The following is a 12,645-nucleotide window of genomic DNA, read 5'->3' on the forward strand; positions in this document are numbered from 1 at the left end:
TCCGGTGCCCCCGTGCGGTGTGAACCGCTCTTGACAGGACCGAAACAGAAGGGACCCCGGTCGGAAACCGGCCGGCGGCACGCTTTGCGGACATGACAGACGGTGCACGCGCCGCGACACGAACGGGGCAGCCACCCCGGGAGGCCGAAACGCACTGCCCGTACTGCGCCCTTCAGTGCGGCATGGTCCTGCGGGACACCGACGACGGCCGGATCGATGTCCAGCCCCGACAGTTCCCCACCAACCGCGGCGGGCTGTGCCAGAAGGGCTGGACCGCCGCCGACCTGCTCGACCACCCCGACCGGTTGACCACCCCGCTGGTCCGCGATCCGTCCGGCACGCTGCGCCCGGCGAGCTGGGCGGCCGCGCTGGACCGGATCGTCGACGGGCTGCGCACCGTCCAGCGGGCCCACGGGCGGGACGCGGTCGCCGTCTTCGGCGGTGGCGGGCTCACCAACGAGAAGGCGTACGCCCTGGGCAAATTCGCCCGGGTGGCGCTGCGGACCCGGCACATCGACTACAACGGCCGGTGGTGCATGTCCTCGGCCGCGGCGGCCGGGCTGCGCGCCTTCGGCGTCGACCGGGGGTTGCCGTTCCCGCTGACCGACCTGGGCCGCACCGACACCCTGCTGCTGGTCGGGGCGAACCCGGCCGAGACCATGCCGCCACTGATGCGGCACGTGACCGACCAGCGGGCCCGGGGCGGCCGGCTGATCGTGGTCGACCCCCGGCTCACCGCCACCGCCCGCCAGGCCGACCTGCACCTGCAACCGCTGCCCGGCACCGATCTCGCGGTCGCCAACGCGCTGCTGCACATCGCGCTCACCGAAGGGCTGATCGACCGGGAGTACGTCGCCGCCCGCACCGAGGGCTTCGACGCGGTACGCCGGACCGTCGCCGAGTACTGGCCGGCCGAGGTGGAACGGCTCTCCGGGGTGCCGGTGGCCGACCTGGAGGCGACCGCCCGCGCGCTCGGCACCGCCGGTTCGGCGATGATCCTCACCGCCCGGGGCGCCGAACAGCACGCCAAGGGCGTCGACACGGTCAGCGCCTACGTCAACCTCGCCCTCGCCCTCGGTCTGCCCGGCCGCCCCCACTCCGGGTACGGCTGCCTCACCGGTCAGGGCAACGGCCAGGGTGGCCGCGAGCACGGCCAGAAGTCCGACCAGCTCCCCGGGTACCGGAAGATCGACGATCCGGCCGCCCGCGCCCACGTCGCCGGGGTCTGGGGCGTCGACCCGGCCGAGCTGCCCGGCCCCGGGGTGCCCGCCTACCAGCTGCTCGATTCGCTCGGCACCCCCGACGGCCCCCGCGCGCTGCTGGTCTTCGGCTCCAACCCGGTGGTCTCCGCACCCCGGGCCGCCCGGGTCGAGGCCCGGCTGCGCGGGCTGGACCTGCTGGTGGTGGCCGATTTCCTGCGCTCCGAGACGGCCGAACTGGCCGACGTGGTGCTCCCGGTGGCCCAGTGGGCCGAGGAGGACGGCACGATGACCAATCTGGAGGGTCGGGTGCTGCGCCGCCGCGCGCTGCGCCGACCGCCGCCCGGCGTCCGCACCGACCTGACGGTCCTCGCCGACCTCGCGGCCCGCCTCGACGCCCCCGGCCCGGAGCCGACCGGCCCCGCCCCGGACCGCTTCCCCACCGACCCGAGGGTCGTCTTCGCCGAGCTGCGCCGGGCCTCCGCCGGTGGCGTCGCCGACTACGCCGGGGTGAGCTGGGAGCGGATCGAATCCGCCGACGGGGTCTTCTGGCCGTGCCCCGACCCGGACGGCCCGGACTCCCCCCGGCTCTTCGCCGACACGTTCCCCACCCCGACCGGCCGGGCCCGGTTCCACGCCGTACGGCACCGGCCGGCGGCCGAGCCGGTCTGCGCCGACTATCCGCTGCACTTCACCACCGGGCGGGTGCTCGCCCAGTACCAGTCCGGCACGCAGACCCGGCGGGTCGACGCGCTGCGCCGGGCCGCCCCGCACGGCTTCGTCGAGCTGCACCCCGACCTGGCCGCCCGGCTCGGCGTCGGCGACGGCGACGAGGTACGGGTCGCCTCCCGCCGGGGTGAGCTGCGGGCACCGGCCCGGCTCAGCCCGACCATCCGGCCGGACACCGTCTTCGCCCCGTTCCACTGGCCCGGGGCGGCCCGCGCCAACTCGGTCACCAACGACGCCCTCGACCCGGTCTCCGGGATGCCCGAGTTCAAGATCTGCGCGGTCCGGGTGGAGCGGGCATGACCGGCCACATCGTGATCGTCGGGTACGGCATGGCCGGTGCCCGGCTCGCCACCGAACTGCACGCCCGCAACGGGGACCGCAAGGTCACCGTGCTCGGGGCGGAACCGCACCGGGCGTACAACCGGATCATGCTCTCCACCCTGCTGGCGGGCAAGGTCGACGAGCCCGACGTGGAGCTGGCCGAGGTCGCCGGGCAGGGCACCGACGTGCGGACCGGCGCGCCGGTCACCGCGATCGACCGGGCGGCCCGCACGGTGCGCACCCCCGACGGCGACCTCGACTACGACCACCTGGTCCTCGCCACCGGCAGCCGGGCCGTGGTGCCCCCGCTGGCCGGCCTCGACCCCGCCGCCCTGCCGCCCCGGGTGGCCGTCTTCCGCACCCTGGCCGACTGCCGCCGCATCCTCGCCACCGCCCGGTCGGCGCGCACCGCGCTGGTGCTCGGCGGAGGGCTGCTCGGCCTGGAGGCGGCGCGCGGGCTGGCCGCCCGGGGGCTCGCGGTGACCGTGGTCCACCCCCACCCGTACCTGATGGAGCGGCAGCTCGACCCGACCGCCGGCGCGGTGCTCGCCGGCACGCTGGCCGGGCTCGGCGTGGCCACCCGGCTGGGGGTGCCGGCGACCGGGCTGGCCACCGACCCCGACGGGGTCCGGCTCGACCTGGCCGACGGCACCGCCCTGCACGCCGACCTGCTGGTGCTCTCCTGCGGGGTCCGCCCCGACACCGACCTGGCCGCCGCCGCCGGGCTGGCCGCCGACCGGGGGGTGCTGGTCGACGACCGGCTGCGCACCGCGGACGAGGCGATCTCGGCGATCGGCGACTGCGCCCGTCCGCCCGGCCAGGGCCCGACCGGGCTGGTCGCGCCCGCCTGGGCGCAGGCCCGGGTGGTGGCCCGGCTGCTCACCGGCGAGGACCCCGCCGCCCGCTACCGGCCCCGGCCGGTGGTCACCCGGCTCAAGGCCGCCGGGATCGACCTGGCCGCGATGGGCGACCCGGCCGGTGGCCCCGGCGAGGAACTGACCTTCGCCGACCCTGCCCGGGGGACGTACGCCCGGATACGCATCCACCACGACCGGCTCACCGGCGCGATCCTGCTCGGCGACAACCCGGCGGTCGGCACGGTGGTCCAGCTCTTCGACCGGGGTGCCCCGGTCCCCGCCGACCGGCGGGCACTGCTGCTCGGCCGGTCGATCGGCAACGCCCCCGCGACACCCGCCGCGTCCCCGGCGCTGATGCCGGACGCGGCAACCGTCTGCCAGTGCAACGACGTCGACAAGGGCACCCTGGTCCGCTGCTGGCGGGCCGGCGCCCGGACGGTCGACGAGGTGGTCGCCGCGACCCGGGCCGGAACCGGCTGCGGTGGCTGCCGGCAGGCCGTCGGCGGCATCGTCGACTGGCTGTCCGAGGTGGACTCGGTGGGGACGACCCGATGACCGTGATGACACCACGAGGAGGTGACCCGATGACCGGTGGACGTTTGGTCGTCGTCGGCAACGGCATGGTCGGCCAGCGGTTCGTCGAGGCGCTGCGCGCCCGCGACCACGACCGGCGCTGGCAGGTGACGGTGCTCGCCGAAGAATCCCGCCCGGCGTACGACCGGGTCCGACTGTCCGCGTTCTTCGACGGGGTCACCGCCGAGGAACTGAACCTGCACACCCCCGACGAGGGGGTGGAGCTGCGCCTCGGCGAGCCGGTCACCGGGATCGACCGGGACCGGCGGGTGGTGACCACCGCGACCGGGGAGCACCCGTACGACGCGCTGGTGCTGGCCACCGGGTCGTACCCGTTCGTCCCGCCGGTGGCCGGCACCGACCTGCCCGGCGTCTTCGTCTACCGCACCCTGGACGACCTGGAGGCGATCCGGGAGCACGCCCGGGGCCGGTCGACCGGGGCGGTCATCGGCGGTGGCCTGCTCGGGCTGGAGGCCGCCAACGCGCTGCGCCTGCTGGGGCTGCGGACCCACGTGGTGGAGTTCGCACCCCGGCTGATGCCGGTGCAGGTCGACGAGGCGGGCGGGGCGATGCTGCGCCGCTACGTCGAGGAGCTGGGCGTCACCACCCACCTCGGGGTGGGCACCACCGCGCTGCGGCCCGGCCCGGCCGGCACGGTCGCCGCCCTGGACCTCTCCGACGGCGGCACGGTCGACGCCGACCTGGTCGTGGTGGCCGCCGGCATCCGGCCGCGCGACGAGCTGGCCCGCGCCGCCGGCCTGGCCCTCGGCCCACGCGGCGGGGTGCTGGTCGACGCGGCCTGCCGCAGCGACGACGAGCGGATCTGGGCGGTCGGCGAGTGCGCCGCCGTCGACGGCACCTGCCACGGTCTGGTCGCCCCCGGGTACGCGATGGCAGAGGTGGTGGCCGACCGGCTGCTCGGTGGCGCGGCCACCTTCCCCGGCGCGGACAGCGCCACGAAACTCAAGCTGCTCGGCGTCGACGTGGCCTCGTTCGGTGACGCCCACGGCACCACCCCGGGCTGCCTGGACGTCACGTTCACCGACCCGGCCACCCGCTCGTACGCGAAGCTGGTCCTCTCCGACGACGCGCGGACGCTGCTCGGCGGGGTGCTGGTCGGGGACGCGACCGCCTACCCGACGCTGCGGGCCAGCGTCGGCGGGCCGCTGCCCGCTCCCCCGCTGGCGCTGCTCGCCCCGGCCGGCGAGGGCGGCGGCGGGGTGACCGCGCTGCCCGGCGCGGCGCAGGTCTGCTCGTGCAACGCGGTGACCCGTGACGACATCGACGCGGCGATCGCCGGTGGGGCGTGCGACGTGCCGGCGTTGAAGGCGTGCACCCGGGCCGGGACGAGCTGCGGCTCCTGCGTGCCGATGCTCAAGCAGTTGCTGGACGCGGCCGGGGTGCAGCAGTCCACCGCCCTCTGCGAGCACTTCGACGCCAGCCGGCAGGAGCTGTTCGACATCGTCCGGGTGCGCGGCATCCGGACGTTCTCGCAGCTCGTCGCCGAGCACGGCCGGGGCCGGGGCTGCGACGTCTGCAAGCCGGTGGTGGCCTCGATCCTCGCCTCGCTGGGCACCGGGCACGTGCTCGACGGCGAGCAGGCGTCGCTGCAGGACACCAACGACCACTTCCTGGCCAACCTGCAACGCGACGGCAGCTACTCGGTGGTGCCCCGGATCCCGGGCGGCGAGATCACCCCGGACAAGCTGATCGTGATCGGTGAGGTGGCCCGCGACTTCCAGCTCTACACCAAGATCACCGGCGGGCAGCGCATCGACCTGTTCGGCGCGCGGGTCGAGCAGCTCCCGCTGATCTGGCGGCGGCTGGTCGACGCCGGCTTCGAGTCCGGCCACGCGTACGGCAAGGCGCTGCGCACGGTGAAGTCCTGCGTCGGCGAGACCTGGTGCCGGTACGGGGTGCAGGACTCGGTCGGCCTGGCCGTCGCGCTGGAACTGCGTTACCGGGGACTGCGCGCCCCGCACAAGCTCAAGTCCGCCGTCTCCGGCTGCGCCCGGGAGTGCGCCGAGGCGCGCAGCAAGGACTTCGGCATCATCGCCACCGACACCGGCTGGAACCTCTACCTCGGCGGCAACGGCGGCTTCCGGCCCCGGCACGCCGACCTGTTCGCCACCGACCTGACCACCGAGGAACTGATCACGCTGATCGACAGGTTCCTGATGTTCTACGTCCGCACCGCCGACCGGCTGCAACGCACCTCCGCCTGGATCGAGGCGATGGACGGCGGCCTCGAACACCTGCGCTCGGTGATCGTCGACGACTCGCTCGGGCTCTGCGCCGAACTCGACGCGGCGATGGCCCGGCACGTCACCTCCTACTCCGACGAGTGGCGCGACGTGCTCGACGACCCCGACCGGCTGCGCCGGTTCACCTCGTTCGTCAACGCCCCCGACGTACCGGACCCGTCGATCACCTTCGCGGTGGAACGCGGCCAGCCGGTGCCGACGCGCGACACCCGACCCACCGCCGTCCCACCGGACGCGAGCGCACCACCCGACGGGGCACCCGCCCGCCGTCGCCAGCCGGTCGCCCTCGGCCTGCCGGAGGTGCGGCGATGAGCGACACCGTCACCGTCGACTGGACCCCGGTCTGCCCGCTGGACCGGCTGGAGGCCGAACGGGGCGTCGCCGCCCTCGTCGACGGCGTCCAGGTGGCGATCTTCCGGATCGACGACGAACTGTTCGCCGTGGACAATCGCGACCCGCTCAGCGGCGCATACGTGATGTCGCGGGGCATCGTCGGCAGCCGGGGCGGGGTGCCCACCGTCGCCTCCCCCCTGCACAAGCAGGTGTACGACCTGCGAACCGGGCTCTGCCTGGACCTGCCCGGGGTGACCCTGCCCCGGTACGACGTCCGCTGCCGGGACGGCCTGGTCGAGGTGCGGCTGCGACAGGAGGAGTGATGCGGGACGAACTGGCCGGCTTCACCATCGGGGTGACCGCCGACCGGCGACGCGACGAACTGGCCGCGTTGCTGGAACGGCGCGGTGCCCGGGTGGTGCTCGCCCCGGCCCTGCGGATCGTGCCGCTGGCCGACGACACCGACCTGCGGGACGCCACCCGGGCCTGCCTGGACCGCCCGCCGGACGTGCTGATGGCCAACACCGGCATCGGCATGCGCGGCTGGCTGGAGGCGGCCGAGGGCTGGGGGTTGGCCGAGCCGCTGAAGAGCGTGCTGTCCCGGGCCTACGTGGTGGCCCGGGGCCCCAAGGCGCGGGGGGCGATCCGCGCCGCCGGCCTGCACGACCAGTGGTCGCCGGCCTCGGAGAGCTGCGAGGAGGTGGTGGAGCACCTGTGCCGGCGCGGCGTGGCCGGGCAGGTGATCGCCATGCAACTGCACGGCGACCGGCAGCCGGAGTGCACCGAGGCACTGGAGGCCGCCGGCGCCACCGTGATCGAGGTGCCCGTCTACCGGTGGGCCCCACCGACCGACCCGGCCCCGCTGCACCGGCTGATCGACCTGGTCGCCGGCCGCCTGGTCGACGCCGTCACCTTCACCTCCGCCCCGGCGGCGGAGGCGCTGCTGCGGGCCGCCGGGGACCGGACCGAGACGGTGCTTGCCGCGTTGCGCGGGGACGTCCTGGTCAGCTGTGTCGGCGCGGTGACCGCCGAACCCCTGGTCCGGCGGGGGGTGCCGGTCAGCGCGCCGAGCCGCGCCCGGCTCGGCGCGCTGGTCCGCACCATCGTGGACGAGCTGCCCCGCCGTACCGTCACCGTGAAGGCGGCCGGGCACCTGCTGACCCTGCGCGGGCACGCCGCCGTCATCGACGGGGAACTGCGTCCGCTGGCCCCCGCCCCGATGGCGGTGCTGCGGGCCCTGGCCACCCGGCCCGGCCGGGTGCTGTCCCGGACGGAACTGCTGCGCACGCTGCCCCGGGGGGCCGACGAGCACGCGGTGGAGATGGCGGTCGCCCGGCTGCGGGTGGGACTGCGCGCACCCCGGGTGGTGCAGACCGTGGTCAAGCGCGGCTACCGGCTCCGGGTGGAGTGATCCGGTTGCCCGCCCCACCGTCACGCGGCGGGGCGGGCCGGGTCGGGCTCAGCCCACCGGGGTGGGGAAACCCCGTCCGTGCTCGGCCTGGAGCCGGATCATGGCGTGTTCCACCACCGTCACCAGCACCTGCTTGACCGACTCGCGGTCCCGGGCGTCGCACATCACCAGCGGCACGTCCGCCGAGATGGCCAGCGCCTCCCGGACCTCCTCCGGCTCGTACAGGTCCGCGCCGTCGAACCGGTTCAGCGCCACCACGTACGGCAGGTTGCGGTTCTCGAAGTAGTCCAGCGGGGCGAAGGCGTCGGTGATCCGGCGGGTGTCCACCAGGACGGCGGCACCCACCGCACCCCGGATGATCTCGTCCCACATGAACCAGAACCGGGTCTGGCCGGGGGTGCCGAACAGGTACAGGATCAGGTCCTGCGCCATGGTGATCCGGCCGAAGTCCATGGCGACCGTGGTGGTCTCCTTGCCGGGCACCTTCGACGGGTCGTCGATGCCGACACCGGCGGCGGTCATCAGCGCCTCTGTGGTCAGCGGCGTGATCTCGGAGATCGCCCCGACCAGGGTCGTCTTGCCCACGCCGAAGCCGCCCGCGACCACGATCTTCGCGGAGACGATTCCCCGGCTCTGGCGCGACCCGGCGGGGTCATAGCCTGCGAAGTCCACTTAGCACCCTTCCAAGGATTTCCATTCGCTCCTCGAACCCCTCGGCGGGAGCGGCAGTGTGTAGCGTGAGCAGACCGTCGGCGACCAGGTCGGCGACCAGCACCCGGGTGACGCCCAGCGGCATCCGGGTGTACGCGGCGATCTCCGCCAGCGACTGCGCCCGTCCCTCGCAGACGGTGGCGATGCGGTATTTGTCGTGCCCGGCGAAGCGGGACTCGGCCACCTGGGTCGCGTTGGAGCTGAGCACCGCCTCCAGCGCGATGTCCCGGCTCGGTTCGGTGCGGCCCCGGGTGACCGCGTACGGACGTACCAGCGCTCCACGTGGGTCCCGCCGGGGGTCCATCCCTCGATCACCTCCTCCCGCCCGGGTCCGGGCCCGGATGCTTCGTCACTCGGGCCGGACGCGGTCGCGCCCGGCCCCGCCGTGGCTACGAGCGCACGGCGTCCCGCGGCAGCGGCACCAGCGCCGCGCCCACCCGCTCGACCAGCAGCGCCATCTCGTAGCCGACCTGACCCACGTCACAGCTGCGGGCGGCGAGCACCGCCATGGACGAGCCGTCGCTGATCGACATCAGGAACAGGTAGCCGCTGTCCATCTCGATCACTGTCTGCAGCACCCCGCCAGCGCTGAACATCCGGGCGGCACCCTCGGTCAGACTCACCACGCCGGAGGTGATCGCCGCGAGCTGGTCGGCCCGGTCGGCGGGCAGGTCCCGCGAGGAGGCGAGCAGCAGCCCGTCCGCGGACACCGCCACCACGTGGGCGATACCCGCCACGCTGTCGGCGAAGTTGGTGAGCAGCCAACCCATGTCCTGCATGGCAGCTGGCCTGTTCATCGGTTCGTCTCCTTGGTCGAGGTGCTGTTGAGGTCCGCGCCCGCCGTGCGACCGCGCTGGACACCGCGGTGGTAGGCCGAGAGCAGGCCGCGTACTTCGTCGGGGGTACGGCGGCTGCGGTCCCGGCCGCTCTTCGGCTCGATCCCGCCGGGCACGAGCTGCGCCTGGGGCACCCGCTTGGGCAGGCCGGACCGGGTGGTGCCGGCGTTGGCCGGTTCGGCCGCCTGGCTGGCCCTGGTCCAGCCCTCGTCGGCCGCCGTCCGCCACGCGTCGGCGTCGGTGGCCGGGGGGGTCGCCGGTGCCTCGGGGGCGGCCGGCGGAGGTGTGCCGTGTGTCGGCGACGCGGTGGCGGCCGGCGGCACCGGACCGGTCGCGGCGGGCGGCACCGGACCGGGCGCGGCCGGCGCTTCCGGGGCGGCGGGCGTCACGGTCGGCGTGCCGGCGGCGGTCGGTGCGGTCGGCACCCGGGTGGGCAGCGGCGGGCGCGCCGGCGTGGTCGCGCCGTTCGGGCGGGCCGGGGCGGCCGGCGGCTCCTCGTCGAACCGGGGCCGGGTGAAGATCGCGGTGGCGTCGTCCCCGTGGGACCGGAACCACACCGCCTCCATCTCCCGGAAGATCGGCGAGTCGGCCGGCCGGTCCGGGCGGGCCACCACCGGCGTCGACGGGGCCGGCGGGGCGTACGAGGTGGCCGGCGCGGTGTACGGCTGTGCGGCGGGGGCGGCGTACGCGGCCGGCGGGGCGGCCGGGGCGAACGACGCGGCGGCGGCCGGGGCGAACGGGGTCGCCGCCGGTGCTCCCGCGTACGGGGTCGCCGCCGGTGCCCCCGCGTACGGGGTCGCGGCCGGTGCCCCCGCGTACGGGGTCGCGGCCGGTGCCCCCGCGTACGGCATGGCCCCCGCGCCGTAGGACTCGGTCGGGTGCGGTGCGGCACCGGCGACCGGGCCGGTCGGCAGCACCGGGGCGGGCTCGCCCGGCGCGGCCCGCCGTGGCAGCGGGTCGATGGTCGGGTTCGCCACCGTGGGGCTGCCGGCCGAGAACGCGTTGAATCCGGAGTCGGCGGTCGCCGGGGTGGAGGCCGGGGCGAACGGCGGGGCGGAGACCGGCCCGCCGAACTGCACGGCGGGGGCGGTGTCCCGGGCGTCCACCGGCGGCTGCCAGGGTGCCGGGGCCGGCGGGGTGTTGCGCCACTGGTCGGTCAGGGTCGCCGACGCGCTGCGGGCCCCGTTGAGGGCACCGCCGATCCCGGCGGAGGCGGGCGGCTGCTCGACCGCCAGCGGCTGACGGGGCCGGCTGATCGCCTGGTCCCGACCCCGGTGGGCGGGAAGCACCACGGTGGCGTTGGGCAGCGTCACCTGGGCGACGGTGCCGCCCTCGACGTTGCGGCGCAGCTCCACCCGGATGCTGTACCGGCTGGCGAGCCGGCTGACCACGGCGAGACCCATGAGCCGGAAGGCGGCCACGTCCACCGTCGGCGGGGCGGCGAGGCGGCGGTTGAGCGATTCGAGCTGCTCGTCGGTGAGGCCGAGACCGCGGTCCTCGATCTGGATCAGCACGTAGTCGCGGATGCGCCGGCCGTCGGCGACCACCGTGGTGGTGGGCGGCGAGAAGCGGGTGGCGTTGTCCAGCAGCTCGGCGACGAGCCGTACCACGTCGTTGACGGCATGGGCGGCGACCGAGATGTCGGTGTCGACGGTGCCGAACTCGATCCGGTTGTACAGCTCCACCTCGGACTGGGCGGCGCGCAGCACGTCGACCAGCAGCGCGTCGTCGCGGCGCGGCACGGCCGAGTCGGCACCGGCCAGGACCAGCAGGTTCTCGTCGTTGCGGCGCATCCGGGTGGCGAGGTGGTCCAGCTCGAAGAGCTGGGCGAGCCGCTTCGGGTCCTCCTCGCCGCGCTCGATCGCGTCCAGTTCGCCGATCATCCGGTCGACCAGGGTCTGACTGCGTCGGGCCAGGTTGAGGAACATCGCCGAGACGCTGGTCCGCAGCGCCGCCTGCTCGGCGGCGACCCGGACGGCCTCCCGGTGCACGACGTTGAACGCCAGGGCCACCTGGCCGACCTCGTCCCGGTTGGTCAACCGGATCGGGTCCCGTACCTGGCGGACGATCTCGTCGACCCCGCCGTCGCCGACGCTGCCCATGTTCTGCAGCCGCTTGACCGCGTCCGGCAGGTCGTGGTTCGCCACCGAGAGCGCGCCCTCCCGCAGCCGGCGCAGCGAGTGGTTGAGCGAGCGGGCCAGCACCACCGCGAGGGTGATCGCCACGATGAGGGTGAGCAGCACCAGCACCGTTTCGATGACGGCCTGCTGGATGACGTCGCTGCGGGCCTGCTCGGAGCGGGCGAGCAGGGTGTCCTGGAGCTGGATCTCGGTCCACCGCATCAGGTCGTTGACCGCGCCGATCGCGGCGCTGGCGTCACCGGCGCTGACCGGGCTGCGCTGACCGACCGAGCGGGTGATGTCGGCGGCCACCCGGTCGGCGAGGCCGACGGCGTCACCGGAGACCGCGCTGTTGACGAGTGCGCGCTGGGTGGGGTCGGCGGCGAGGGAGAAGCCGAGCAGCGCCTCCTGCTGGCTGGTCAGGGTCGCCACGAAGGAGGAGAACTGCTCCTCGTCGAGGCGTCCGCCGACCAGCGCGGTGTAGGCGACCGCCTCCTCCTCGGCGACGGACGACTTGGCCCGGCTGAACGCGGCCACCGCGCGGCGGGCGTCCGCGAGGCTCTCCTGGCCGGGCAACTGGGCCAGGGTGTCGCCGTACGAGACCAGGTCGGTGAGGATCACGCCGTACCGCAGGGTGGCCTCGGCGACCGGCATCTGCCGGCGGTCGAGCACCTCCTGCCGGGTGGCGTCGAGCGTGCGCAGGTGGTCGTCGATCACCTTGAGCCGGTCCCGTACGGCGGACGGGACCTCGCCGAGGTCGGCCCGCTCGGCCCGGTACTCGTTGATCCGCTCGCCGGTGGCCCGCACCCGCAGGTTGTAGTCGTCCGGGCGCAGCTGCGGGTTCGCCAGGTAGGCGGCGGCCGCCATCCGTTCCTTGTGCAGATCCTGCGTCAGCGCGGAGACGTCGATGGACAGTGCGGTCAGCGACCGGATCTGGGTCGCGTCGACAGCACCCTCGGTAGTGGAAACAAGTCGGATTGTTGCCAACGCGATGACCGCGGCGACCGGTACGACCAGAATGAGGGCGAGCTTGGAACGAATGCGCGCATCCCGCAACCGGGGCAGTCGGCGCTCCCGGTCGGGTCCGGCGTTTTCGCCTGGCTCGGGCAGGGTCGTCGGTCCGGTGCTCACGACATCGCCTCCGTCGTATCTTCCACACGCCTGACCCGCCGACCCGCGCCTGGTGCGACGGACAGCGCCATGCGCGGCACGGCCGCGATTTCATCAGAGAAGATCCTGTTTGGGAAGCCGCGTTCGGACAGGAATCGGGCGACCAGTGGTCTGGTCACCA

At 74.8% G+C, this 12,645-nt stretch carries 9 protein-coding genes; 5 read left to right on the forward strand and 4 right to left on the reverse strand.

The genetic code is table 11. From position 1 onward, the window contains the following. Positions 1–92 precede the first annotated feature (92 nt). From ACN268_RS17670 to ACN268_RS17690, 5 genes are read left to right on the forward strand one after another with little or no spacing between them, the layout of a single operon-like run. Positions 93–2,228, forward strand: a complete 2,136-nt coding sequence (locus tag ACN268_RS17670) for a molybdopterin oxidoreductase family protein (protein WP_421484134.1) — start codon at positions 93–95, stop codon at positions 2,226–2,228. Beyond that, a complete protein-coding gene (locus ACN268_RS17675) occupies positions 2,225–3,661 on the forward strand; it encodes an FAD-dependent oxidoreductase (RefSeq protein WP_421484136.1) in 1,437 nt (478 codons plus the stop codon). The genes ACN268_RS17670 and ACN268_RS17675 overlap by 4 nt, the downstream gene beginning before the upstream one ends. A 29-nt stretch (positions 3,662–3,690) precedes the next feature. After that, positions 3,691–6,255, forward strand: a complete 2,565-nt coding sequence (gene nirB, locus ACN268_RS17680) for a nitrite reductase large subunit NirB (protein ID WP_421484138.1) — start codon at positions 3,691–3,693, stop codon at positions 6,253–6,255. Further along, complete coding sequence (gene nirD / locus ACN268_RS17685) at positions 6,252–6,599, forward strand: nitrite reductase small subunit NirD (protein ID WP_421484139.1); 348 nt, start codon at positions 6,252–6,254, stop codon at positions 6,597–6,599. Before nirB ends, nirD begins: the two co-directional genes overlap by 4 nt. Beyond that, positions 6,599–7,687, forward strand: coding sequence for a uroporphyrinogen-III synthase (locus tag ACN268_RS17690; protein ID WP_088647418.1), 1,089 nt, complete (start codon positions 6,599–6,601; stop codon positions 7,685–7,687). The genes nirD and ACN268_RS17690 overlap by 1 nt, the downstream gene beginning before the upstream one ends. 48 nt (positions 7,688–7,735) lie before the next feature. On the opposite strand, the gene ACN268_RS17695 is transcribed toward ACN268_RS17690, so the two are convergent. The 4 genes from ACN268_RS17695 to ACN268_RS17710 all read right to left on the reverse strand — a co-directional run bounded on the left by ACN268_RS17695 (position 7,736) and on the right by ACN268_RS17710 (position 12,485). Further along, positions 7,736–8,359, reverse strand: a complete 624-nt coding sequence (locus ACN268_RS17695; protein WP_421484141.1) for a GTP-binding protein — start codon at positions 8,357–8,359, stop codon at positions 7,736–7,738. Further along, positions 8,340–8,702, reverse strand: coding sequence for a DUF742 domain-containing protein (locus ACN268_RS17700; protein ID WP_204924884.1), 363 nt, complete (start codon positions 8,700–8,702; stop codon positions 8,340–8,342). The genes ACN268_RS17695 and ACN268_RS17700 overlap by 20 nt, the downstream gene beginning before the upstream one ends. A gap of 85 nt (positions 8,703–8,787) precedes the next feature. Further along, the gene (locus ACN268_RS17705) at positions 8,788–9,195 is read right to left on the reverse strand and encodes a roadblock/LC7 domain-containing protein (RefSeq protein WP_030329975.1); all 408 of its coding nucleotides are present in this window, start codon (positions 9,193–9,195) and stop codon (positions 8,788–8,790) included. After that, entirely contained in the window at positions 9,192–12,485 is a 3,294-nt protein-coding gene (locus tag ACN268_RS17710) for a nitrate- and nitrite sensing domain-containing protein (RefSeq protein ID WP_421484142.1), read from the reverse strand. The genes ACN268_RS17705 and ACN268_RS17710 overlap by 4 nt, the downstream gene beginning before the upstream one ends. Positions 12,486–12,645 lie beyond the last annotated feature (160 nt).

This window comes from Micromonospora sp. WMMD735 (assembly GCF_049178995.1).
Classification (GTDB): Bacteria; Actinomycetota; Actinomycetes; order Mycobacteriales; family Micromonosporaceae; genus Micromonospora; species Micromonospora wenchangensis.